The organism is Chryseobacterium sp. Leaf201, assembly GCF_001421435.1.
Classification (GTDB): domain Bacteria; phylum Bacteroidota; class Bacteroidia; order Flavobacteriales; family Weeksellaceae; genus Chryseobacterium.
In genome coordinates, this window is sequence record NZ_LMKA01000046.1 from 17,774 (window position 1) to 43,935 (window position 26,162).

A 26,162-nucleotide genomic window follows, 5' to 3' on the forward strand; every position below is an offset into this window, starting at 1 on the left:
TTTCTTATTTTCATAAGTTTACCACTTAAAAACTTTATGAAAAAAATATTTTTGTCAGCTTCTATGCTTACTTTATTGAATTGTGCAACAAATGATATTATTGACGAACAAACTGATAATACATTAACTATACAATCTTCAAAAACATTTTCGTTAATAGATAATAGTTCATTAGTTTCCAAAGCACTTACTACAGTAATGGATTTACACATACCAAGTGGTGCTCAAGCATCAAATGGAGGATGTAGTACGAGTACCGGTAATTCATATGGACCAAATCCCTTATATTATAACGACTATATTCTTAGAGGATATGGAAAACCTCAAAGAGATATAAGCTGGGCCGGAATTAAATTTCAAGCTGGAAATCGTCCAAAAGTGAAAACAAGCAGCAATGGACAAACATCTATAGATGAGGATCCTTTTACTAATGCATTATCCATTGAATTTCCATTTCAAGCCAATACTACCTATGAAATTATATTAGAAACTAATATTCAAGATTTTATTTATAAAGAGCAGCACGACACTTATGATCAAAATGATGATTATCATGGTCTTGAGCAAAGTCAAGCATTTCCTACAGTTGCCGTAGAACTGGCTGATTCGCCTGAAATAAGGGGAGGCAATCCATGCGCTGGAAGACCTGTTGTATCTCGGTTTATATCTGATAGAAATTATTACAAGACTCAAAAAGCAATAATATCCATTCCTCCTTCATATGAAGAAAAGTCGTTTACATTTAATTATTCAACTTTAACTCCTAGAAATGCTCTTATAATTTATTTTTTACCAGAATTGGCAGACCCAAATAATCTTCAATTTATTCCGGAAAGTTCTTTTAATATGCTACTCAAAAATATAAAAATTATAGAAAAACCTTTTGATCCTTCTTATATTTCTACACCTAATCCTCCATTAAACCCTGATAGAAATCCACCATGTATGAGGTGTCCAAAATAAATTTAATAAAAAAATCTCCGAAATTGCTTCCAGAGATTTTTTGTAATTATAAAAAACTGAAAAGATATATTTTACTAATTTACTTTCACATTCTTAACATTGGAATCATTAAGATTATAATATTTAATTACTGCATTGTAATCACTTGTATCAACTGTAGAAGTCCCTTTTGCAGCACTTGCAGGTACTAATACTACTCTAAATGTTTGGTTTGATAAATATTGAGTTGCTTCTGCTGGTGACATTTGAGAAAGTTGATTGAAATTTGCTGATGTTCTAATGTTGACTTCTTGAGTATTGAAATCAAAATCATAGTCTAATTCTCTGCCTGTAGGATAATTCTGAACATCATCTAAATAATATGTTTTAGGGATAATTTGCCATACATTTCCTACTCTTCTATATACTAAAACTACATCTGTACTTTCAATACTAATATCCATAGAAAGAGTAAAATCAGGTGATGTAAATGTTCCTGTAGCATCTCTTACTTGAGAGTAAGTATCAAAATCCTGATTATCATCGTCATCTTTACAGCTGAATATGAATAAGCTAACAAAAGCCAGCAGTAACATTGGAAGAAATTTTTTCATTTTATAAAAGTTTGTTTGTTTATTATATAAAGCATATTCAAATCATATACCAAAAGTTAATAAAAACATTGCTTTCATCATTTTTTTAATTGTATTTTTGTTCTTATTCAAAATTTATGAAGAAACTGGTTTATACTCTGGTTTTTATTTCCTTGTTTCTAAGTTTAAAAATCAATGCCCAGTACCAGCCTGAAAACCTCTCCAAAGAAGATTTGAAAAAGGCACACCACTGGGTTGATAAAACATACAGAAAACTTTCCCAGGACGAAAAACTGGGACAGCTGTTTATCGTAGCCCTGTATACCAATAAAGGCGAAAACGAAATCAATGCCGTTAGAAATATCGTTGTTAATGATAAAATAGGCGGACTCATCCTGATGCAGGACGATGCAGCGAGAGAAATTACCCTTGTTAACGAATTCCAGCAAAAATCAAAAGTTCCCCTGATGATCGGGATGGATGCAGAATGGGGCGTGTACCAGAGAATTGCTGCTGCGTATAAGTTCCCCTGGGCGATGACGCTTGGGGCCATCCAGGATAAAAGCTTAATTGAGAAAATGGCAGCCAAGATTGCCGAAGACTGTCACCGGATGGGAATCAACTGGGATTTTGCGCCTGTGGTTGATGTAAATACCAATCCCAATAACCCGATTATCGGCAACCGGAGTTTTGGGTCAGAAGTGAATAATGTAATCACTTCTGCCCTGTCCTATTCAAACGGACTTCAGAAAAACAATATTTTAGCGGCAATCAAACATTTCCCGGGGCATGGGGATACCAGCACTGATTCTCATTTAGATTTACCCGTGGTTTCACATACTTCAGAAAGACTGGAAGCTGTAGAGCTTGCGCCTTTCAAAGCTTTAATGGATAAAGGCATCGGCGGCGTTATGGTAGCCCATCTTTACGTTCCCGCACTTGAGTCTGGAAAAGGAGTTCCGGCATCGGTTTCCAAAAATATCATCACCGGACTGCTGAAGGAAAAATTAGGCTATAAAGGCTTAATTATTACAGATGCTTTGAATATGGGCGCTGTAGCGAATAAATATAAACCCGGAGAACTGGACGCCTTAGCTTTTAAAGCCGGAAACGATATTATGCTGTTTTCACAGGGCGTGGCGGAAGGAAAAAAACTCATCCAGAAGGCAATTGACAACGGAGAAATTTCACAGTCGAGAGTGGAGGAAAGTGTGAAGAAAATTCTTCTGACCAAATATTTTTTAGGATTGGATCAATATGCTCCCAAAAATCCGGAACATATTAACGCTGACCTGAATGATGATTCCCATAAAGTTCTCGTTCAGCATTTGTATTCAAATGCACTTACGTTATTAAAGGATGAAAAAAAACTGCTTCCTGTAAGCGGGAAACAAATTTATTACGTTCCGTTGGAAGAAGCGCATTATCAGACTTTTGCGAACCGGCTGGGATCAAATGTTATTATTAAAAAAGCAGCTGAAATTAAATCCATTCCGGCAAACTCTACCGTAATCGCAGGCTTTCACAAAGACAATTCAACCGCTTATAAGCCTTATAAAATTTCTGAGGCTTCAAAAAAAGTCCTGGCTGAACTGACCAGGAACCAGAATGTGATCCTTACTGTTTTCGGAAGCGCTTATGCCCTGAAAGATATTGACCTGTCTAAAGTTTCCACTGTTCTTGTTGCTTATGAAAACAATGATGATTCCATGACGGCAACTGCTGATGCACTCAACGGAAAAACAAAAATATGGGGAAGGCTTCCCGTACTGGTCAATGATCAGTTGAAAGCCGGAGCCGGAACAGACTTGAATTCTGCCTCTGAAAATACAATGATAAACCAATAGCAGTTATTACACCATCAAAATAATTATACACTAATGAAAATAGGCATACTTTGCTATCCGACCTACGGAGGGAGCGGAATTGTAGCAACCGAACTGGGCATGTCTCTGGCCAACAAAGGCTATGAAGTCCATTTTATAAGCTCTGCCCTTCCTGCAAGACTGGATATTACCAACCCTAATATTTTCTTTCACCGGGTGAATGTCCAGACCTATCCTCTTTTTCAGTACCAGCCTTATGACATTGCCCTGAGTTCTATGATCTACCGGGTTGTGAACCTGTACAAACTGGATCTGCTTCATGCCCATTATGCGATTCCTTATGCCTATGCGGCTTTCACGGCCAAACAGATGCTGAAGGAAGACAACAATGACATTCCGCTGGTCACAACGCTTCACGGTACGGATATTACTTTGGTAGGACAGCACCCGAGCTACAAGCATGCGGTAGAATTTTCCATTAACCAGTCAGATGCCATAACTTCTGTTTCAGAAAGCTTAAAAAGAGATACGCTGCAGTTTTTCAAGATAAAAAAAGAAATCCAGGTGATTACCAATTTTATTGACAATTCTGAGTTTGAAGAGCGCAATGAATGCCAGAGAACCCAGTTTGCCAATGCTGACGAGAAAATCCTGATCCATGTTTCCAACTTACGTCCGGTAAAGCGGGTGGATGAAGTGCTGCAGATCTTCAAAAACGTCCAGAAAAAGGTAAAATCAAAATTAATCATCATCGGTGAAGGGCCGGATATGGAAAAAGTAAATCAGTTTTTAGAGGAAAACCCGGAACTGATTTCTAAGATCCGACTGCTCGGCAAGGTGAATGACCTGTATAAAATCCTTCAGCTTTCGGACGTGTTTTTACTACCTTCTGAACAGGAAAGCTTCGGTCTGGCTGCTCTGGAAGCAATGGCTGCCCATACACCGGTCATCAGTTCCAATGCAGGTGGAATCCCTGAGGTAAACATCCAAGGGGAAACAGGATTCCTGGCGGAGATCGGTAATGTAGAAGCCATGAGCAATTACACCATCAAGCTTCTGAGCAATGAGGAACTCCTAGTTCAGATGAAGAAAAATGCGAAAGAGCAGGCCATTAAATTTGATCTGAAAAATGTACTTCCGGTGTATGAGGAAATGTACCGGACAACGATTGAACATTTTAAAAATGAGATAACCATTATCTGATTTAAGCAAAACTTTAAAAAACGATTCTATATCATATCAAAGCATCCCGTAAGGATGCTTTTGCTTATCATAATATTAAAATTTAAAGAACCTTTCCTTTAGATTGATGAACAGCCATAAAATTAATCGGCTTATTTCCTCCCGATTAAAAAATTCCCTACATTAGTGGTACCACAAAAACACAACTGATGACCGAAAAATTATTACAGTATCTCTGGAATTTCAAGATATTCAAGAATTTTGATTTTATGGATATTGAAGGAAGCCCCGTTGAAATCATAGAATTCGGAAAATGGAATACCAATGCCGGCCCTGATTTTTTAGACGCAAAAGTGAAAATCAGGAATATCCTGTTAGCCGGACACATTGAACTGCATGTAAAGTCATCTGACTGGATTTTCCACAACCATTCCCAGGACCCCAATTACCGGAATATTATTCTGCATGTTGTTTTTCATCACGACATAGAAATCAATGAGTTTACCGATAAAAATATTCCGACCCTGGAACTTAAAGCATATATTGATGAAGAGGTGCTCAAAAAATATGAGAAGCTGGCAAACGGAAACCAGTTTATTCCCTGCGAGCCTGTTTTTAAAGCTTCCAAAATTCCGGTAGCTTTTCATGAAGAAAATATCCTGAAAAAGCTGGAAGAAAAATCGCTGGATTTTGAAAGGAGCCTGCAGCAGTTTAAAAATAATTTTGAAGCTGTTTTATTCCACAGCCTCGCCTATTCTTTCGGGCTTAAGGTGAATGCCTTTATCTTTAAACAGATGGCTGAAAGTATAGATTTCACCGTCATCAATAAGGTCAGGCAGAACCAAACGCAGCTTGAGGCCTTGCTGTTCGGGATTTCCGGGTGGCTTGATCATCCGGAAGATGAACAGATGAACTTATGGAAACGGGAATTTGAGTTTGTTAAAGCCAAATTCAACATTTCAGAGGTACAGTTCCATCCTAAATTTCTAAGATTAAGGCCGCCTAATTTCCCTACCCTCCGCCTGTCTCAGTTAGCTGCCCTGTACCACCGCCATCATAACCTGTTTTCAAAAATCATCCATATCAAAGATGCGGATGAACTGTCTGAACTTTTTAAAGATGTAAAAGCTTCGGAATATTGGGACAATCATTTTAATTTTGGGAAAATATCAAAGGTTGAGCAGCCTAAAACCCTGACAAAAGAATTCACGGATCTGGTGATCCTGAATACCGTCTTACCTTTGAAGTATACCTATCATAAATACCACAGGGAAGAGATTGCAGATGAGATCATTCATTTTTACCGTAAGCTTTCCGCAGAAAAAAATTCGGTAACGGATGAATGGAAAAGACTGGGAGTAAACATTAAGACTGCCCTGGAAAGCCAGAGCCTTATTTTTCATTATAAACATTCTTGTGAAGAGAAAAATTGCTTAAATTGCGGCATCGGTTTTAAACTTTTAAAAGATTCTTCAGATGCTTGATAACTTGCGCCATAAAATGGAAAGGGAATGGTTTGGCGTTCTTACGAGAACAGGAGCGAAACTGGGAATTCCCGTATCCAAACTCAGGGTATTCTTCATCTATTCCACTTTTGCAACCGCCGGATTTTTCTTTCTGATCTACCTCGGACTGGCATTTACCCTCTGGGTAAAGGATATTTTTATTACCAGGAGACCTAATGTTTTTGATTTATAAATTATGGAATTTTTACAGATTACGTCACCTGAAGACTATAGGTTTCAGGAAATTTACCATTCTTACTGCTCTGCTTTCACCGAAGATGAGAGAAGGGACCGGGACAAGCTCGCTGCTCTTTTTCTTAATCCGAAAGTAAAAATACTTTCCGTTTTACATGAAACGAAAAATGCCGGATATCTTATCCTGTGGGAACTGAGTACCTATACTTTCGTGGAGCATTTTGAGGTCTTTAGAGAATTCAGGAACCAAAGCCTCGGTTCTCATATCATACGGTATTTATCTGAAAATCATCCGCGGATTATCCTGGAAATCGAACCTGAACATCGGGATGAAAACGCAGGAAGACGGTATGCTTTTTACAGGAAAAACAGCTTCAGCCTGATTGATGAAATGTATGTACAGCCCAGCTACGGGAAAGATAAAAAACCTTTGAATTTATGGCTGCTCGCCAATTATGCTCCTGAAAAGTTACAGGAAGTTAAGGATGAGATTTATGATGTTGTATATCACTAAAATACAGATCCGGAGTGTACTGCTCCGGATTTTTTTATAAACTTTGTCAGCTTACACAGGAAATTATACATAAGCTTTTAAATTATGCATGATCATTATTGAAACGGGATTTAATCTACCCCATACTCCAGCTTAATGGTAATGCTTGCTTCTTTTTCTTTGGAAGAAGTATTGAAAGTCCCGCCGTAGGAATAGTCTTCATTTGAATTTGGGGCCGTGATCTGGATAACACCCATCGTTGCTTTTTTAAGATTGCCCAGGCTGCTGCCGGAATTTTCCGCTATTTTTTCTGCCCGTGCCTTGGCATCCTTTGTTGCCGAGGCAATCATTTCCTGTTTTACGGTAGCCAATTTCGTATAAAAATAACTTGGGGAAGAAGACGTAAATTCAATGCCGCGGTTGATAATTTCCGTAATATTCCTGGAAAGGTTTTCTATTTTTGCCACCTCTTTACTTTCGATTGAAACTTTCTGCGTCAGATTGTAGCCTGAGAATTCACCCTGAACATAGGTGCCGTTTGCATCGTTATAACTCCTGAACTGTTTCTGAATATCCACTGAAGAAAAAACAATTTCATTTTGTCTGATTCCTTTGGATATGAGATAATCATTAATCACTTTCCGGTCTGAAGCCAGTTCATCATAAGCTGCCTTGAGGTCAGGATTGTTTTTGGAAAAACTTCCGGACCAGGTAATCAGATCGGAAGTAAACTGTTTTGTCCCCAGGCCTGTTACGGCAATGGTATTTTCAGATTTATTCCTGTTTTTAATGGCATTTCCCAGAAAAGCAAGTCCTGCGATAAATCCGAAAGCTGCGATGGCAACTGCAATAATATTCTTGTTCATACAATTAATTTGACTGTTCTGTATTAGTTTTCAATGCTTTAATGCATCAAATTCCATTCCATGCCTGAGATTTTAAAGCTCTGTCAAAGTTTAGTTTCCTGCAGTCTCGCTTTAAAAACAGGAATCATTTCATCCATGCTCAGTAAAGCGCCGGATAAATTTTTCGATTTTACGAACGTCCGGGACTGCGGTTTGGCAATAAAGGAGAATGCAATGAATTCTGAAATTCTTTCTTCCGGGATTCCTTCTTTGGTAAAATAATCATCTTCTACCCGGCCCCTGATCCACAGAATATCTTCCTGAAGATCATCATACCTGTACTGACGCTTTTGCTTCCTGGCCTTTCCGCTGATGAGATCATACATCCCTTTGACATTAAGCTGCCCCAAAAGAATCGGGACCAGGACCTGCTTTACTTCGGCCGGTTTTTCCCGCATTTTGCCTGTGGGCTGCGGAAGACCCACGGCATCCTGAACGGCTCTGCCTTTGTCTGCTTTCGCCACAGACCGGGCATCTTTTGTAAGATCCCCGGTGATGTTGGGAACCTTCACCTCTTCAATTTCGCGGGCTATTCTTATCAGTTTAATATCCAGCTCTTCACTGCTATTCTGGCCAGTCCGTATTGATGCTCTTTCAAAACCCGGCCTGACAAACCTGATCTCATCTTGAGCTGAGGCATCAATAGAAAAAGTACCTGCAGCATCCGTATACGTCTTTTTATCTGAAGATATGTTGATGACTGTAACGGCAGGAAGTACAATCCCGTCTTCATCAGTAACTTTCCCTCTGACGGTCTGTGACAAGACCATAGAGATTACCGAGAAAAGCAGGACAACTGAAAATCTGAATTTCATAACTGAGGAGTATAATTCTTTACTTTACTTCTGTTACCTTTGCGTCTGCGGAGCCCGGTATGATGAAATCCTGTTCAGAACGGCTCTCTGAAATCTCATTAAATCGGCGTCACTGCAGAACCCGTATTTCAAAATATTTTTTCTCTCGAAGCCTCCTGCAAAAACATAATAGATAAAGTGCTGAATCAAGGCTTTATCAATTTTCAGATCAGTAAAATAGGTCTCACCCAACGCATAATGCAGGTAACTGCTCAGGTCTACATCATCCCATTTGTCTTTAATTTTCCCAACTGAAAACCCCTGCCCTTTCGGCTGAACGAATTCCCCCGGTCTCGCCGCCAGAATTCTGGGATCGGATTTTTTAGACATATAAAGCCCGAGATCGCTCTTCAGCTTCTGTACTTTTTTGGGAGGATTCAGGTTTTTAGAATCAATGGAAATATCCCCGGTAATGTCTTTTTTAATTTCCACCTCGGCAATCAGGGTTGCTGCTCTAACCAAGGTTATATTGATCGGCGAACTGATATTTTGGCCGGTTACTTTCTGCTGGATCCGTTCATAGCCGTTTTTCACGAAACGCAGTCCGTCTCCTGCCTTTCCTGAAATCATGAAGTGCCCGTCCCGGTTGGTGGTGACCCTTTCATCAGTCCTGATATTGATCACCGTTACTTCAGGAAGTTCATTCTGATCTTCGGAAATAATTTTCCCGAAAATATAATCCTGGGCGTTGCTGTGGATAAAGAAAACACTGAATAGGAAAAAGAGTAGTTTAAGTTTCACGGGCTGTTTTTTATCAGACAAAACTAAAGTTATTTTCCGCTTCTCGTGTAAGTTTAACCACAGTTAACGTGTTTTGGGATTTCTTTTGGAATTCTGCTCTCAAAACTGTTAAATAGCGATTGCAAATTGTTAAAATTTCACTTAAAAAATAGCTAACTTGCATGATCAATTCCATTCAAAATGCAAAATTCTTATACCGTCATCAATGCTTCGGCCGGTTCGGGAAAAACGTATGCCCTCGTTCAGCGTCTTCTGATGATCTGCCTCCGTTATCCCAATCAGCAGCATTCAATCAGGAATATCCTGGCCCTGACTTTTACCAACAAGGCAGCGAACGAGATGAAGGAAAGAATCCTGTCCTGGCTTGGCAATTTTTCTGCTGATGATTATGCTGATAACGGGGACCTGAAGAATATTCAGAAAGCTTTTGAAGAACAGGGACTGAAGATTACCATTGACGAGCTGCATGAACGGGCAAAAAAAATGCTGGATTATGTCCTGCATAATTATTCTACTTTAAACATCGGAACGATTGACCGTTTTAACTCCCGCCTGGTAAGGAGCTTTTCGCATGAGCTGGGCTTAGCCAAAAATTTCAACCTGGAAATTGAAGCCGAACCGTTTCTGATTGAAGCGGTTGACAAAATGCTGGACCAGATCGGGGAGAATGAATCGATTTCCAATTCCTTTATGGATTATGTGGATTACAGCCTGGAAAACAATGAGCGGATCAACCTTAATAAGAACCTTTATGATTCGGCAAAAGAGTTTGTAAAGGATATTCATTATGAGCATCTTAAAAACAATAAGGACTTTGATACCGCCAATTATGAGAATATAAAAAACACCCTTAGAAAAGAAATTGTAGCGAATAAAAAACTGTCTGCCGAAATCGCTTCAAAGTCTGTAGAGCTCTTTACATCAAGAGATATCGGGATTGAAGATTTTGCACAGGGAAAAAACGGGATAGGCGGATTCTTCACTAAAGTCCTGGATTTTTACCAGCAGAAAAGGCCCGGTTTCCCTTTTCCGACCACCGCTGAGGAATCGGTACTTAATAATTACCGGAAAGGGGCCGCTTCAAAATCAAAGCACAAGGAACCTGAAATTTTTGAGATTCTGGAACAGCTGCTGGAAAACAGGATGAAGCTGATCCTTCTGTATATTGAAACGCAGAAAAAAGAAAAAATCCTATCTGCACTTCTGCCTCTGAAAGTAAACAAGGATATTCAGGATGAGCTTAAAAAGATCGAGGATGAAAATGATCTGGTTTTACTTTCAAAATTCAATATCCTGATCAATGAAAACCTCAGGAACGAACCGTCTGCATTTATCTACGAAAAAGTCGGCTCACAGTTCCAGCATTATTTCTTTGATGAATTCCAGGATACTTCCGAGCTTCAGTGGCAGAATTTTCTTCCGTTGAGGGATCATTCCGTTTCTATAGACAACACTTCTTTTACGCTGGTAGGAGACCCGAAACAGAGTATCTACCGGTTCCGTGGCGGCGAGAGCAAATTAATGCTGGACATCATCAACAAAAAGGAAATTTCACCGAAGCAGGCCGAACTGCTGGTTTTAAAAGACAACTGGCGGAGTGCAAAAAATATCGTGACCTTCAACAATGACCTTTATAAATTTCATTCGGAGATTTTAGAGGAAGAACATAAAAACATTTTCGGAACAGATGCTGAACAGAATCCGAAATCGTCAATGGAAGGCCGGGTAAAAGTAAACCTGATCGAGAACTTAACCAATGAAGACTTTTATACCGATACGTCTGAAAGCATGCGTAAAGACATCCAGGAAATCCTGGATAACGGCTTTAAGTTTTCTGATATAACCATTCTCTGCCGTGGAAATTTCGACATTTTCAGTTATTCCCAAAAACTGGGGAACCTTAAAGTGCGTTACAAAGGTGAGGAAACCAATATCAAGACCATTTCTGATAAAGGCCTTACCCTGGAATTATCCAATACCCTGAAAGCGGTAATTGAGTTTCTAAAATGGGAAACCAACCCGAAAAACAAGCCCAGCCTGATCATGATGATGTATTACCTGAATAAACTGGAAAGGATCCGCATGGCAGATTTCACCCTGGAAATGAAGGAAATACTGGATCTGGAATCCCATGAAAGTGCAATGGAATTTATTCAGCAAAAATATGCTTTACAGCTGAAACAGGATAATTTCCCAAGGTTCAACCTTTATAATTTCGTGGAATATTACATCAATGAATTTTCGGTTGAAAATAAGGAAACGGATTTCCTGCTGAACTTCCTGGAAATGCTTTTCAACTTTACCCAGAATGCGGGCGCGAGCACCAAAGAATTCCTTAAATACTGGGATGAAGAGGCATCTGCCTATACCATTCAGGCTTCGGAAAATATTGATGCAGTACAGATTATGACCATCCATAAGGCAAAAGGACTGGAATTTCCTGTTGTTTTTATCCCGATGATGAACAAAAACCGCGATGCGGAATTTACCAACTGGTTTGAAACAACTCAGGATACGGCGCTGAAATCGGTAAACATCAACCAATTCAGTAAAAACCTGGAGGTGTATGATAAGGAAATCGAACAGTTCAACAGACAGAATTCTTATAAAAACGCTGTAGACAGGCTGTGCCTTCAGTACGTGGCCACCACACGGCCGGTGGAACAGCTGTTTTTTTACATTCAGAAAGCCAATAAGACCTCCAATAATCTGGAGCTTCTGGAATTCCTGCAATCTAAAAACACGGAAAACCTGGATGAATTTGACCTGTATGAAACCCATCCTGAAATGCTGAAAAAGTATACGAAGGATAAAACTTCATCCTTCAAAACCAGGGATATCCGGATCCTGAAGAATATCAATGAAAAGAACACCTCCATAAGGATTGCCACGCCTTCAAAAAATTACCAGGTGAAGAATGAAAAGGTAAGAATCGGGCTTTTTGTACATGAACTGCTATCCCAGATCAACACGGCGGCGGATATTCAGAAAGTCTTGGACTGTTATGTCCTGGAAGGGCATATCAGTATTGAGGAGAGCAAAGAGATCAGCCGCGACCTGCATGAAATACTTGAAACCTACGCTGAATTTTTTGACGGCAAATGGGAAATCATCAACGAAAGGGATATCATGATTTCAGAAAACGGAGAAAGCAGGGTGTACCGCCCGGACAGGATGTTAAAGAGCCCGGAGGGTTATATCATCATCGATTTTAAAACCGGAGAAGAAAACCGGAAAGATGAACAGCAGATTGAAAATTATAAAAACATTCTTGAGAAATTAGGAAGAAAAGTGCTGAAGACGCAGCTGATTTATCTGTAACAAATAATTTTACGTGTACATTACAGTATGAATCGCAGCCGGTTTTATCAACCGGCCTGTATTTTGATATACCAACCATATATTGCCCGATTATTTATCCGGCATTCAATCAATTAGGAAATCTTTATTTCCTCATTTTCACACTTATCCTGATAATCGCATCACTTGCGCATTATCTGTCTGCGTTTAATTAATATGATTATTCGCTTACTCTTAATTCACATAACTTTATTATCACTTCTTAGATCCTGACTTTATTTATTGCAAGTCAGAGCAAAAACTAATTATTAATTAAAGTTACCGCCATGACAGCAAACCCTATTCAACCGCCCTGATTTCTTCATATTATTCAGCATAGTTAACCATTAAAAACAAAAAATAATATGAAAACTAAAATACTATCCTTTATCCTGCTTCTTTTTATGATCATAGGCATGAATGCGCAGTCGCAGTACTTTTATTACTACAACGGAAAAAAGTATCCTCTGCAATTAGATAAATCCTCGATTGCGATTACTTCCACCACTATTGATGCCGCAAAAATGCTTAAAGCAAAAACACCGGTTGTGGAAACCTTTCCAAAAAATTCACTCTTGAAAGACGGAAAAAAGATCATCGACCGTACCAAAACCTTTTATGTGGAAATAGAATCTGATGCAACGCTTTCTGATGACCAGTATATTGCCAATATAAAAGAGAAAAATATGCGTAAAGATGTTATTATCGCTTCGCCGTGCTTTCTGACTTCCGAAGGTCAAAAGATGGGTTTATCCAATAACTTCTATGTAAAACTCAAATCAAAGAATGACCTGAACCGCCTGAATGAATTAGCCGAAAAAAATAATGTGGAAGTATTGGGGTATAATGAATATATGCCTTTATGGTTTACGGTAGCCTGTAATAAAAACTCAACTTTTGCCAATGCCATAGAAATGTCTAACCTCTTCTATGAAAGCGGATATTTTGAAGTTGCAGAGCCGGAATTCATGTATCACAACCTTCAGGCGTCGGCTGATCCTTCATTCGGCAGCCAGTGGTCTCTGAAAAATACAGGACAATACGGTGCCGCCTATGCAGGAATAGACATTAAAGCAGAACAGGCCTGGACCTTATCTACCGGAGCCAATGTAAAAACAGCAATTTTTGACCACGGTTTTGAAATGAACCATCCTGATCTTGCTGCAAATGTTTTCGGGACAGGATATGATGCACAGACCAATACGTCACCTTCTATAGTACGTGGAGACCATGGAACCGCATGCGCCGGTATCACAGGAGCGGTACAGAACAACAATCTCGGGATCAGCGGCGTTGCCCCGAATACCAGACTGATATCCATAAGCATTAACCTTACTTTTGCAGATACTCCTCAGCAGCTCGCGAACGGCTTTAACTGGTCTACCGTAAACGGTGTTGAAGTCATCAGCAATTCATGGGGCGGATATACACCTTCTGTCATTATTGAAAATGCGATTACGAATGCCCTTGTTAACGGCAGAGGCGGAAAAGGAATGGTGGTTGTTTTTGCAGCCGGTAATGAAAACAATACCAGTATAAGATATCCCGGAATTTGGGACCCGAGAATCCTTGTAGTAGGAGCCATGAGCCCCTGCGGACAAAGAAAAAGCCCTACTTCATGTGACGGCGAAGGCTGGGGCAGCTGCTATGGAACCCAGCTTGACATTATGGCCCCGGGTGTAAAAATGCCGACTACTGACAGACAGGGAAGCAATGGGTATGATCCGTCCAACTATGCTCCGGCTTTTAACGGAACCTCATCTGCCTGCCCTGTTATTGCAGGTGTTGCAGCCTTGATTTTGTCCGTCAACCCTTGTCTTACGGCTCAGCAGGTACGCGATATCATAGAACAGACAGCCCAAAAGGTAAGAACTGATCTTTACGGTTATGCCTCAACTTCCGGAAGATCCAACGGAACATGGCATACCCAAATGGGCTACGGCTTGGTTAATGCCTATGCTGCTGTTGTAAAAGCTAAAAGCATCTATAGCCTTGCAGCGTTCGACAGCCCTGCAGACATAGGTTTAGAACCGAATCCTTCAGCTACCACCTGGGCAAATATTTACCAGAGCAAAGATCTATGGAACAGACGTACCAACAGTGCTTTGTTAAACCTTACCCATCAGGATCCAGGATATTTAGGGCCGGGGCATAATGTCATGAGATTCAGGGTGCGAAATATCGGATGTACTACATCTGCTCCAGCTTTTGCAAGATTATACTGGACAATGGGTTCTACCGGTGAAACATGGCCTAATTCATGGAACGGAATCCAGCTTATCAATGGATATTCTGCCGGCGGAGAACTTACTACGGCTTATACAGGATTTAATTCCTCAAACGCATATGCAACAGGACAGGGATTCAAGATTCCGGCACTGGCGCCTGGTCAGACCTATATTATTGATGCGAAATGGACTCCGGTAAACCCTGTCATCTACGGCGGTCTTACAGACAACGTAGTATGCTTCCTGGGAAGGATTGCAACACCGGGCGACCCGATGTACAATGAAAATCCCGGCCCGAATGCACCGATACAGCCTAATGTAACCAATAACAATAATATAGTTACAAGAAACACAAAACTGGTAAGCCTCAGCGGGACTTTCCCTAAAAAGTCAGGTTTCTTCTTTGGAAATTACCTGGATTATGATAAGCCGTTCGATATCAGATTCAACCTGATCAAAGATTCCAACGTGCCGTTTAAAAGCGCGACCCGAATTATCATCAAGCTGAATAAACTGACATGGGAAAGATGGGAAAGCGGCGGCAAAAAGCTGGATGGTATAGAAGTTTACAATTATAATGAGCGTGAACTCGTGATTATGGATCCTGCAAATGCCATTATAGGAAACGTGATGCTGAAACCGAATGAATACTTTCCTGTTGAGGTATCATTCCAGGCTTCTTCAAGCATTTCGACTACCGAAGATTATGATTTAGCCGTTTCCCAGAACCTGACCGGTAATGCAGATGAGATTTACGGAAGCGTCTGTCATTTCCTTGTTACCATCAACGAGAAAGAAGTTGATGAAGGTGAGCCGTACTGTGATGAGAAGTGCAGACAGGCAAAAATGCAGCCTCTGGTGCTTCAGGATATAAAACTGTCCCCGAATCCTGCTTCTTCCCAGGCCACTCTGGCATTTAACCTTCTGGAAGATGCAAAAGTTACGATCCTGTTGGCAGATTATAACGGAACGACCCTGAAAACCATTTCTACTGCAGAAAGTATGAGAAAAGGAATCAGCAGGAAAGATTTCTCTATTTCCGAACTTCCTAATGGTGTTTACGTCATCAGTATCCTTGCCAATTCAGAAAAGAAATCGGTACATCTGATTGTGAAACATTAATTTAATAAGCTATTACAATAAGCAAAAGCGCAGAAAATTTCTGCGCTTTTGTTATATATAAACTGTAGATCTTAAGCAGTCTGATCCGGGACAAAAGTCCGCTGTGCCAGTTCCTGGTCAAAAAGGTATAAAGCTGAAGGGTTGTCGCTTACCATCTTGATCTTCGTTACCAGCTGGGAAGCGCTCGCCTCCTCTTCCACCTGTTCATTGATGAACCACTGTAAGAAAGAAGTTGTGGCGAAATCTCCTTCGTCATTGGCATTTTTTACAATATTGAAGATGCTTTTTGTTACGATCTTTTCGTGCGCCAGGGCTTTTTCAAAAATATCAATGGCCCCGATAAATTCATGCGGCGGCTTAGGGATTTCCCCGATAATGATCTCGCCTCCCACATCATTCAGATAATCAAACATTTTATCTGCATGCATCAGTTCCTCTTTGCTCTGAACCCTGAAATAATTGGCAATCCCGTCCAGATCCTTAGCTGAAAACCAGGCAGACATCGAAAGGTAATATTGTGCAGCATACTGTTCGTTTGCTATCTGTTCGTTAATTAACTTTGCAATTTTCTCGCTAACCATAAGTAATAAATTTTACAGTCAAAATTAGGGAATAAAACCCTAAATCAAAAGTTTTACTAAAATTTAATAAAAAAGGACGGAATAAATCCCGTCCTCTTAACACATTAAAAACATTAAACTATAAACTACTTAATTTCTATCAGGACCTGCCGTTTTCATAGGCCTGTGCATTTTTCCACCTTTCATTCCTTTGTCTTTCATCGCCATTTTTCTCTGCTCCATTTTAGCTTTTCTGTCTGCCTGCCATTTATCATACTGCTGAGGTGTTAGAATCTGCTTCATATCTGCATCCATCCGTTCTCTTTTCGCTTTCATCTCCTGCATTCTGGCCTGTCTGCGGTCTTTATTTTTATCAAAGTCAGCCTTCATTTCAGCTTTTCTTTTTTCGTGCAGAGCTTTGATCTGGGCTACCTGTGACTGGTTCAGATTAAGGTCTTTCTGCATTTTATCCAGATGTTCCCGCTCTTTTTCCTGAAATTTCTGATGCATCTCTGCTCTTCTTCCTTCTTTATCCTGTGGAGGGGTCTGCTGAGCCATTGCCAAACTTCCCATCCCAACCAATGCAACTGCTAACACTAACTTTTTCATATTTCTAAATTTTAAATTTATTGTTGTATATCTTTTTGATTATAAGTTAAAACGAAAGTTAAACCGTATAATTCATAAAAATTGTTAAATTTTAATATTAAATACATAACAATAAAAAAGTATGAAAACAAAAGAAGAGCAAATCCTAAAATCTGCCCTTCACACCACTTAAATATAATATATGAAAATTAATTTTTTGCAAATCCGGTTCTGAAACTGCGGTTTCCACTTCTCTCTCCGCCTCCGTTGTTCTGTTGTCTCGGAGCCGCGTTCTCACTTCTTTTAAAACCTCCATCATTCCTGAAACCGCCTCCGTTATTTTCTCTTTTCGGAGCTTCTTCCCTTCTTACTTCACCGTTTCCACGGAACCCTCCGTTGTTTCTGAATCCTCCGCTTCCGCTGTTTTCAGCTCTTTCCGTACGGAATCCTCCGTTATTCCTTACTCCGTTGTTTTCTTTTCTGAAGCCTGAGTTGTTGCTGTTACTTCTGTTTTCAGCCTGGCCACGGAATCCTCCGCCATTATTACCGTCTCTTACCGGGCCTCTGAAACCGTTACCCGGCCTCTGGCTTCTTACAATATTAATCGTTGGATTATCCATCCTGCGGAAGTTTGACCTATCTACCCTGTAAATATTAATATTGACATTCCGGTAGCGCGGCATCGGCCTGCAGATCGCGGCATAATGCGATCTTCTGTAATTCTGGAAATATACTACTGGGCTGTACCCTCTGTAATAATTATTCTGGAAAACCACAAAAACCCTTGGCCCCATAATTCTTTCCAGTGCATAGAAACGGTCATAATACCATCTGTCCGGGTTGTATCTGTAGAAATTATTCCAGGTAGAAAATCCGGAATACAGATTATTTAACCTTATGATCTGATCAATCTGCCACGGCGCAAGCCTGTTCTGGTTGAAGAACACATTCCAGTTGATGCTTGCAATGCTGTTCCTGTAATCATTGTAATTACTCTGGTAATAATTAGTGGGATAATAATCCTGGGGATAATTGTAATAATAATCATCAGGGAAATAATTCTGATCGTCCTGGTCACTGTAATACCCTCCCTCATTCTGATAATATCCGCCGTCATCCCATCCGTTATCCGGATACTGTTGAGCAAAAGCAAAAGTTGCGATACCCAAAGCAAAACTGATTAATATTTTTTTCATTTTATAGCCGTTAATTGGTTAATATATAGTAGAATATCTTAATTCTATCTTTTTGATATAAATAAAAAAAAGAAGTTAAATCATATGATAAAACTTCTTTTGTATTTGGTATTAACGGATTGATAATCAATTGTTAAATTTATGATCTTCCGCTGTCTCTTATCCAGTCTGAGATCTTCTGATTGAAATCTGAACGTCCTTTAAGGTCTTCCAGCTGAACGTGCATCCTGTATCTCCAATAGTGCGGAAAGACGGCGGGATTATTAATCCGTTCATGGTGCATTTCAATGTTGGTAAGCTCTTTATCAGTTGCCAGGAACTCCTGAATCGGGAAAATAGCAAGCATGGCATCATTGTAAAGATGCTGTTTCATGATAATTTCAGCCAGATGTGCATCCAGTTCTTCCGGGGCTTTTCCGTACTGCACCAGCTGCTCATTAAAATACTGCTGGGTTAAAACCGGGTTTTCCTGCCACCACTGCCTTAAGGTAGAGCTGTCATGCGAAGACGCAGTAACCACATTCAGGTAGCCGGCATTTTGCGGACTGTAAAAAGGAAGATGGTCTGAAGGCATCCGCTGAACCTTCAGCGCAACAATGGCCAGTTCATCCATCACCACAGGAACACAGTCCGGAACCATCCCCAGATCTTCGCCACAGATGAGCATTTTGGTTGCATTGAGGATAACCGGAAGTTTTTCCATTGCCTTTTCATACCAGAGCTGATCCTGTCTTACAAAGAAATAATCCTGGTACAGGTCATAAAGTGATTTCTTTTCCCAATCAGATAAATAATGATAAGAGTCTGTATGATAAAGATTGAATCTCGGGTGATAGACTACTTGCCCGTTTCTTTCTTCAATTAAAAACAACACGTTGGCACATAAAGCGATCAGCTGTTCCTCAATGGGGCCATGAGGATTTTTCCTGAAGAAATCATACAGTTTCCGCTGTGTGTTAAACTCTTCTTTAAAATAATATGTTCCGTCCTGATTGCTGTCTATAAATGCCAGTGCTTCCTCTTTATTTTCACCGAAGTATTTCTCCATGATATCGTCATTGATAAACGGCTTGCAGTAACGGTCAAAATTAAACGGGATATGCCGGGCATTGAATTCTTCCAGTGTTACCGGTACGGCGGGATAAAAATAACCTAAGATTCCCTGTGTAGCGGAAACCGGCATTCTCCAGATCCTGAAAAACCCAAGGATATGGTCAATACGCATGGCATCAAAATACTGTTCCAGCGCTTTGAACCTGTTTTTCCACCATTGGTAATCATTGGCTTTCATGGCTTCCCAGTTATAAGTCGGGAATTCCCAGTTCTGACCGAGCTCGGTAAATTGGTCAGGCGGTGCTCCGGCCTGGAAGTCCATTCCGAAGAGTTCAGGTTCCGTCCAGGCTTCTACAGAATGCCTGTAAATCCCGATCGGAAGGTCTCCTTTCACGGATACGCCTAAACTATGCATATAGTCGATGGCACCTTTAAGCTGTTTATGAAGCTGATACTGTACCCAGGCATGAAGCATGGATGTTTCATATTCTTTGCTTTTAGCGGTAAAAAACGGAGCAATTTTCCCTGCGATGTATTTTTTATGGGTTTTCCATTCGTTGAAGTTCGGGGTTTTGTATTTATCCCTCAATACGCAAAATGCGGAATACGGAACCAGCCAGCTTTCATTATCCTTGATGAATTTTTTGAAGTTCCTGTCTTTATAGATTTTATCTGTGTTGGTATTGAAAACAGCTTTCAGATATTTCCATTTCCCGGAAATCACTTTTTCGTAATCAATTAAATCCAGGGAATTAAGCGCTTCTTTTTCAGCCTCATATTCCTGAACGGTATCTTCCGGCAGTTTAAAATCAAGGTTTTCCAGAGAAATATACTGCGGATGCAGCGCATATACAGAAACTGCGGCATAAGGATAGGAATCTGTCCATGTATAATTGGCCGTAGTGTCATTGATCGGGAGAATCTGGATGATGCCAAGGCCGGTTTCTTCTGCCCAGTCGGCAAGCTTTTTCATATCGAAAAACTCTCCTACTCCGAAGCCATCCTGTGTCCTTAATGAAAATACAGGAACGGCAACTCCGGCGTCGTGATACATCTGCTTAAGCTTGAATTTAAAGTAATGATCTGAAACAATCTGCAGTACCTCTTTTGAATGATTGGGCAGTGCGAACCGGTTTTCGCCGGTTTCAATATCAATTACCTGTTGTTTTTCTATGTCATAAAGCCCATATTTATACTGAATCACTTCATGTTCAGGAATTTCAACTGAAACTTCCCAAGTCCCGAAGCCGGTCTGAGACAGATGAAGGGCATTTTCATAATCCCAGTTGCCCAGAGAAGGCGTACTTCCGGCCAGGATAATCTTCCAGTTCGGATTGTATACCGGAGCTTCAATTCTGAACAAGTGGGTATGCTTCTTCAGAACCGGTTTTTTTTCAGGCCTGAAGGCATTCAGCTTGTTGTAAAGAATCTTATTGTTTAAATAATTTTCGGGGAAATTTTTATTATTCCATTGATCAAAAATTATAAATTCTTTATAATGATGGGAAAAATTAAGATGATGGTGAACAAACTCCTCTCTCAGAATATTCCCCTTTTCTCCTACGAGCTGGTAACGGTAGGAAACTGTTTTTGAAAAGTAATCAATCTCACATTTCCATAAACCGTTTTCTGTATAAAACATAGGATGAGTCTTTGATACAGCACCTTCTTCAGTGATCACCAACTGCAATTTCTCTCCCACTTTTGTACTGTAACCTACATTAAAGTATAGCTTCATTTATATTTTTTTTATAAAAATACATTATAATATCGAAAAATGAAACTTAATGAATGTCAAATATTCATTAAAAAAACCTTCTCAGATGCTGAGAAGGTCTTATATATAAAGTAGAATAAAAAGGTTATTCGGTAACCATAATTTTCTTGTTTAACAGTGTTTTCCCTGATTCATCGGCGATATTTACCAGATAGGCTCCGCTTACCAGATTCCCGAGATCAACCTGTTGGTTCAGCGTGCCTCCTTTTACCAATAAATCCTGCTTCATTACATTTTTACCAGATATGTCATAAACCGTCAGCTTGATATTCCCTTTTACTGATTTATCATTGACGTTCACATTGATAACGTCATCATCCACTCTTGTCGGATAAATATCCAGGTTGGCAAAAACAGCACTGGAAACGGCTTTGTCATTTGCAAAATACTTACTGGCCAGGTCATAAATATGAAGATTCTGCTCGCCTGCCATTTGACTTGCCTGTAAAGTATTCAGGTCCACCTCATATAAAGGCGCTCCTTTCGCGCTGGCAATTACCACTTTGCCTCTTGAGTTTATTGCAGAACCATTGACTGAATAATTTTCGGGGATTCCGGAAATTTTACCCACAAACTTAGCCTTCAACTCTTTTGTTGCAACCTTGAAAACATTCCCTGAAGTGGAAAAAACATAGAAATTGTTATCCGCATCTGCAATCATATCGCCGCCAAAACCGGTTTCAATCGTCGTAAAAGAATTTTTCCCGTTCGAAGGATCATCTTTTATAATACCCAGGTCGTTCACCATATATTGGCCTCCCTTTCTGCTGATCTGCAAAAACTGGGTCCCGGCATTGTTGATTACATAGATATTCCCGTCATAGCCTGCCGCCATTCTCGTCATATGGGAATTGATGTCGCATGATGTTACTCTTGCCACATTGTTTTCTACCAACGTAATTTCTTTGGTTTTTGCGTTTAAGACGTAAATATTCGGGGAAAACATCGGCATGTACACCAGGTTATTGTTAGCCGGATCATAAGCCAGTGTTGCCATATTAACCGCCTGGGAATTGTTATAGGTATTTTTATCTTCGGTTACAGCAGCATTCCTGCTTTGTGAAAATATTTTTGCCGGAGCATCTGCGGTAAAAACCCTGTCTCCGGATATACCGGTAGTTCCGTCAATAGCACGGAAATCACTGAAAATAATGCTTGGTGTATCTTTTCCGGTAAGGGCAAAGAAATCCTGCTGTGCATAAACGTTAGCTGCTGAAAGCATTAAAAACAAAGGAAGTAAATGTTTTTTCATAGTATGTATATTTGGTCCGTAATTATTTTACTATGACTAAGTTACACAATTTTCAGATTGATCAGAAAAAAAACTATAAGATTTAAACAGGAATATTATCAGCTTTTCCAGGCTTAAGGTCAGAACGGAAAAGAATTTTTAAATTGATTATTGAACGTTGAAATGATAAATTCTTTACGAGACTTAAGTAATAGGGATAAGCATGAAAAAACTCCCACAGATAACAGTGAGAGTTTATGTAAATATTTTTAAAAAAATTAATTCAGGACATACGATGTTCCGTCCCTGCCGTCTTTTAATTCAATCCCTTCAGCAAGAAGTTTGTCGCGGATCTGGTCTGAAAGCTCGAAATTTTTGGATTTTCTCGCCTGGTTCCTTAATTCAATCAGTACTTTTAGGGTCTGGTCCAGCTTCTCATTGTTGTTTTCTTCAATAGTCTGTAAGCCTAAGACATCAAAAATAAAGGCATTTAAAGTAGATCGCAACTCTTCTAAATCTTTTGTTGAGATGGTTTCTTTCCCGTCATTCAAAGCAAAAATATATTTCACGGCTTCAAATAGATGGGCAATCAGAACCGGGGAATTAAAGTCGTCATTCAAAGCATCATAAGCTTTGGTTTTCCACTCTCCCAAGCTGAAACCGGATTGCTTTTCATCATCCGGAGTAACAGAATTTAAAACTTTCACCGCTTCCATTAACCTGATGAATCCTTTTTCACTGGCAATCATTGCATCATTGGAAATATCAAGGACACTTCTGTAATGGGCCTGTAAAAAGCAGAACCGTACAATAGACGGATGAAAAGACTTTTCAAAGAAATCATTTTCACCTGTCACCAGCTGCATCGGCAGGATATAATTTCCGGTCGATTTGCTCATGCGCTGGGAATTCATCGTCAGCATATTGGCATGCATCCAGTAGTTTACCGGAGCGGCATCATTGCAGGCTTTTCCCTGGGCGATCTCACATTCATGGTGCGGGAATTTCAGGTCCATTCCGCCTCCGTGGATATCAAAAGTTTCACCTAAATATTTCGTGCTCATCGCCGTACATTCAAGGTGCCATCCCGGGAAACCTTCTCCCCAAGGCGAATTCCATCTCATGATATGTGCCGGGGAAGCTTTCTTCCAAAGGGCAAAATCCTGCGGGTTTTTCTTTTCGCCCTGTCCGTCTAAGTCACGGGTATTGGCAAAAAGCTCTTCAATATTCCTTTTGGAAAGCTCACCGTAGTTCAGCCCTCTCCTGTTGTATTCTAATACATCAAAATAAACGGAACCGTTGCTTTCGTAAGCAAATCCTTTTTCAATCAGTTTTTGGGTTAATTCAATCTGCTCAACGATGTGTCCTGTTGCTGTCGGTTCAATATTCGGCGGCAACAGATTAAACATTTCCAGCACTTTATGAAAATCTACCGTATATTTCTGTACGATTTCCATAGGCTCGAGCTTTTCAAGTCGGGTCTGCTTTACAAACCGGTCATTATTAACGTCCCCATCATCGGTAAGGTGGCCGGCATCAGTGATATTCCTGACGTATCTTACTTTATAACCCAAATGCGTTAAGCTTCTGTAAATAAAATCGAAGGAAAGGAAAGTCCGCACATTTCCCAAATGCACATTGCTGTATACAGTAGGTCCGCAGACATACATTCCGACATTTCCTTCAAGAATGGGTTTGAATATTTCTTTTTCTCCCGCAAGCGAGTTGTATATTTTTAATTGCATTGTTTAGTTTTTAATATAAATGATTTTAATTTAGTCAAGGTTCAATAATTAAAAGACTGAATCTTTTAACAGCAGCATCCATCGCAACAACAGATAATTGTAGTTATGAAAATTTTGTCTGAAACTTTTTTAAATTTTATCATTCGCAGTAATTTAATAATCCAATTTCGCATGGCTTCCTACATAATGAAGGAATTCCTGTCTTGTGATCGGGTTCGTTCTGAAAATCCCGCTCAGTTCTGCCGTGATTGTGGAACTGGCTGTATCTTTTATTCCCCTGCAATTTACACAAAGATGCTTCGCATCAATAATACAGGCCACATCTTTTGTTCCCAATGCTTCTTTTAAGGCATCAACAATCTGCATGGTCAGCCTTTCCTGAACCTGCGGCCTTTTCGCATAATAGTCCACAATTCTGTTGATCTTTGAAAGACCGATGACCTGACCGTTTGAAATATACGCTACATGTGCCCTCCCGATAATCGGTAAAAAATGATGTTCACAGAATGAATATACGGTAATATCTTTTTCCACCAGCATCTGGCGGTATTTATATTTATTTGAGAAGGTGGAAATCCCGGGTTTGTTCTCCGGAAGCAGGCCTCCGAAAATTTCATTGACATACATTTTCGCAACACGTTTTGGGGAATCTTTCAGTGAATCATCAGTCATATCCATTCCTAATGTTTCCATAATTTCTCCGAAAAGCGCTGTAATTTTCTCTATTTTTTCTTCTGGCGATTTATCAAAAGCATCTTTCCTAATAGGTGTATGTTCTTTTCCCGTGAAAATATCATCATCGTTATCCGTAAAATCAACCATTTTTATTTAATTTGCAGCAAAAATACGGATAATATCCGTTTTGTTTATTTCAAATCATACTAAAAAATTATCTTTCAGCCTCTGCCTTATGATTATTGTTGAAGAAGTACAAAATGAAAATCACAAAAGAGAATTTCTGGAGTTTCCGGCGAGACTTTATCAGCATGATGAAAACTATATCAGGCCTCTGGATAAGGATATCGAAGAATTCTTTGATCCTGAAAAAAATAAGTTTTTCAGAAGCGGAGAATGCACCAGATTCCTGTTCAGGAACAAACAGCATCAGACGGTAGGAAAGGTTGCTGTTTTTGTAAACACACTGTATCAACAGGCACAGCCTACGGGAGGGATCGGGTTTTTCGACTGTATCAATGATCAGGAAACGGCAGATTTTATTTTTGACCACTGTAAAAACTGGCTTCAGCAGCGGGGCATGGAAGCGATGGACGGCCCGATCAACTTCGGGGAACGCGATAAATTCTGGGGCCTTCTGATTGACGGTTTTATTGAGCCCCTTTTTGGGATGAACTATAATTTTCCCTATTACAAAGATCTTTTTGAACAGTATGGATTCTGCATCTATTTTGAACAGCTTTGTTTTTCAAGGCCTATTTTCGCTGAAGTTTCGCGGGTTTTTACGCTGATGCACACCAAACATAAAAGGAACCCGGCTATTTCTGCCATTCCCATGACGAAAAACCGGCTGGGAAAATTCGCAAAGGATTTCACGGAAATTTATAACAAAGCCTGGGCTTCGCACGGAGAGGGCAAACAGATGGAAGAAGCAAAGACCCTGAAAATGTTCAGGATGATGAAACCCATTATTAATGAGCATATCTCATGGTTTGTCTATGAAAACGATAAGCCTGTTGCCATGTGGATGAATATCCCGGACCTCAACCAGTGGTTTAAATACCTGAACGGAAAATTCGGACTGTGGGAAAAACTTAAGCTTCTCTGGTTTAAAAGATTTAAGAAGAACGAAAAAATGGTTGGTCTTGTTTTTGGTGTTGTTCCGGAGTGGCAGAAAAAAGGCCTTGAAGGATACATGATCTGGGAAGGGACGCAGCACCTGAGAAAACATACTGATTTTAAGGTAACCGAACTGCAGTGGATCGGTGACTTCAACCCTAAAATGATTAAGATTGCCGAAAGCCTGGATACCACCGTAACGCGCAAACTGGCCACTTACAGGTATTTATTTGACCGCAATAAAGAATTTAAAAGACACCCCGAATTATAAATATTAAAAAAAAAACACAACA

General features: G+C 39.9%; 20 protein-coding genes. 9 read left to right on the plus strand and 11 right to left on the minus strand.

Annotated elements, in window-relative coordinates:
* Positions 1-36: 36 nt before the first annotated feature.
* Positions 37-963: a hypothetical protein gene (locus ASE55_RS03995; RefSeq protein ID WP_056215885.1), complete on the plus strand. Its 927-nt coding sequence runs from the start codon at positions 37-39 to the stop codon at positions 961-963.
* Between the two features lie 74 nt (positions 964-1,037).
* Here the strand turns inward: ASE55_RS03995 and ASE55_RS04000 are convergent, their stop codons facing one another.
* Positions 1,038-1,556 (minus strand): hypothetical protein, encoded by a 519-nt coding sequence (locus ASE55_RS04000; protein ID WP_056215887.1) that lies wholly within the window; start codon positions 1,554-1,556, stop codon positions 1,038-1,040.
* Between the two features lie 116 nt (positions 1,557-1,672).
* Between ASE55_RS04000 and ASE55_RS04005 the strand changes: the two genes are divergently transcribed.
* From ASE55_RS04005 to ASE55_RS04025, 5 genes are all read left to right on the plus strand, one after another.
* Positions 1,673-3,382: a glycoside hydrolase family 3 protein gene (locus ASE55_RS04005; protein WP_056215890.1), complete on the plus strand. Its 1,710-nt coding sequence runs from the start codon at positions 1,673-1,675 to the stop codon at positions 3,380-3,382.
* Positions 3,383-3,415: 33 nt separating this feature from the next.
* Positions 3,416-4,564 carry an N-acetyl-alpha-D-glucosaminyl L-malate synthase BshA gene (bshA, locus tag ASE55_RS04010; RefSeq protein WP_056215893.1) on the plus strand — a complete coding sequence of 383 codons (1,149 nt, stop codon included), beginning with the start codon at positions 3,416-3,418 and terminating at the stop codon, positions 4,562-4,564.
* Between the two features lie 188 nt (positions 4,565-4,752).
* On the plus strand, positions 4,753-6,027 hold the full coding sequence (locus ASE55_RS04015) for a DUF2851 family protein (RefSeq protein ID WP_056215897.1): 1,275 nt from the start codon (positions 4,753-4,755) through the stop codon (positions 6,025-6,027).
* Positions 6,020-6,241 carry a PspC family transcriptional regulator gene (locus ASE55_RS04020; protein ID WP_056215899.1) on the plus strand — a complete coding sequence of 74 codons (222 nt, stop codon included), beginning with the start codon at positions 6,020-6,022 and terminating at the stop codon, positions 6,239-6,241. The genes ASE55_RS04015 and ASE55_RS04020 overlap by 8 nt, the downstream gene beginning before the upstream one ends.
* A 3-nt stretch (positions 6,242-6,244) precedes the next feature.
* Positions 6,245-6,757 carry a GNAT family N-acetyltransferase gene (locus ASE55_RS04025; RefSeq protein WP_056215902.1) on the plus strand — a complete coding sequence of 171 codons (513 nt, stop codon included), beginning with the start codon at positions 6,245-6,247 and terminating at the stop codon, positions 6,755-6,757.
* A 110-nt stretch (positions 6,758-6,867) separates the two neighbouring features.
* On the opposite strand, the gene ASE55_RS04030 is transcribed toward ASE55_RS04025, so the two are convergent.
* The 3 genes from ASE55_RS04030 to ASE55_RS04040 form a co-directional block, all read right to left on the minus strand.
* Entirely contained in the window at positions 6,868-7,602 is a 735-nt protein-coding gene (locus ASE55_RS04030; protein ID WP_056215905.1) for an SIMPL domain-containing protein, read from the minus strand.
* Positions 7,603-7,685: 83 nt separating this feature from the next.
* Positions 7,686-8,456, minus strand: a complete 771-nt coding sequence (locus ASE55_RS04035) for a carboxypeptidase-like regulatory domain-containing protein (protein ID WP_056215909.1) — start codon at positions 8,454-8,456, stop codon at positions 7,686-7,688.
* 33 nt (positions 8,457-8,489) lie between these two features.
* Positions 8,490-9,236 carry a carboxypeptidase-like regulatory domain-containing protein gene (locus ASE55_RS04040; RefSeq protein WP_056215977.1) on the minus strand — a complete coding sequence of 249 codons (747 nt, stop codon included), beginning with the start codon at positions 9,234-9,236 and terminating at the stop codon, positions 8,490-8,492.
* A gap of 180 nt (positions 9,237-9,416) precedes the next feature.
* On the opposite strand from ASE55_RS04040, the gene ASE55_RS04045 reads away from it, so the two are divergent.
* Both ASE55_RS04045 and ASE55_RS04050 read left to right on the plus strand, forming a co-directional pair.
* Positions 9,417-12,557 carry a UvrD-helicase domain-containing protein gene (locus ASE55_RS04045; RefSeq protein ID WP_056215911.1) on the plus strand — a complete coding sequence of 1,047 codons (3,141 nt, stop codon included), beginning with the start codon at positions 9,417-9,419 and terminating at the stop codon, positions 12,555-12,557.
* A 383-nt stretch (positions 12,558-12,940) separates the two neighbouring features.
* The gene (locus ASE55_RS04050; protein ID WP_082474338.1) at positions 12,941-15,925 is read left to right on the plus strand and encodes a S8 family serine peptidase; all 2,985 of its coding nucleotides are present in this window, start codon (positions 12,941-12,943) and stop codon (positions 15,923-15,925) included.
* 71 nt (positions 15,926-15,996) lie between these two features.
* On the opposite strand, the gene ASE55_RS04055 is transcribed toward ASE55_RS04050, so the two are convergent.
* The 7 genes from ASE55_RS04055 to folE form a co-directional block, all read right to left on the minus strand.
* The gene (locus ASE55_RS04055) at positions 15,997-16,506 is read right to left on the minus strand and encodes a ferritin (RefSeq protein ID WP_056215914.1); all 510 of its coding nucleotides are present in this window, start codon (positions 16,504-16,506) and stop codon (positions 15,997-15,999) included.
* Positions 16,507-16,635: 129 nt separating this feature from the next.
* A complete protein-coding gene (locus ASE55_RS04060) occupies positions 16,636-17,094 on the minus strand; it encodes a hypothetical protein (protein ID WP_056215916.1) in 459 nt (152 codons plus the stop codon).
* Between the two features lie 188 nt (positions 17,095-17,282).
* The gene (locus tag ASE55_RS04065; protein ID WP_056215920.1) at positions 17,283-18,269 is read right to left on the minus strand and encodes a hypothetical protein; all 987 of its coding nucleotides are present in this window, start codon (positions 18,267-18,269) and stop codon (positions 17,283-17,285) included.
* Between the two features lie 139 nt (positions 18,270-18,408).
* Positions 18,409-21,060 (minus strand): 4-alpha-glucanotransferase, encoded by a 2,652-nt coding sequence (locus ASE55_RS04070; protein WP_056215922.1) that lies wholly within the window; start codon positions 21,058-21,060, stop codon positions 18,409-18,411.
* Between the two features lie 124 nt (positions 21,061-21,184).
* On the minus strand, positions 21,185-22,351 hold the full coding sequence (locus ASE55_RS04075; protein ID WP_056215925.1) for a T9SS type A sorting domain-containing protein: 1,167 nt from the start codon (positions 22,349-22,351) through the stop codon (positions 21,185-21,187).
* A gap of 257 nt (positions 22,352-22,608) precedes the next feature.
* Positions 22,609-24,075: a cysteine--tRNA ligase gene (gene cysS, locus ASE55_RS04080; RefSeq protein WP_056215927.1), complete on the minus strand. Its 1,467-nt coding sequence runs from the start codon at positions 24,073-24,075 to the stop codon at positions 22,609-22,611.
* A 153-nt stretch (positions 24,076-24,228) separates the two neighbouring features.
* Positions 24,229-24,897: a GTP cyclohydrolase I FolE gene (folE, locus tag ASE55_RS04085; RefSeq protein ID WP_056215929.1), complete on the minus strand. Its 669-nt coding sequence runs from the start codon at positions 24,895-24,897 to the stop codon at positions 24,229-24,231.
* Between the two features lie 88 nt (positions 24,898-24,985).
* Between folE and ASE55_RS04090 the strand changes: the two genes are divergently transcribed.
* The gene (locus ASE55_RS04090) at positions 24,986-26,140 is read left to right on the plus strand and encodes a hypothetical protein (protein ID WP_056215979.1); all 1,155 of its coding nucleotides are present in this window, start codon (positions 24,986-24,988) and stop codon (positions 26,138-26,140) included.
* The last annotated feature ends 22 nt before the right edge of the window (positions 26,141-26,162 follow it).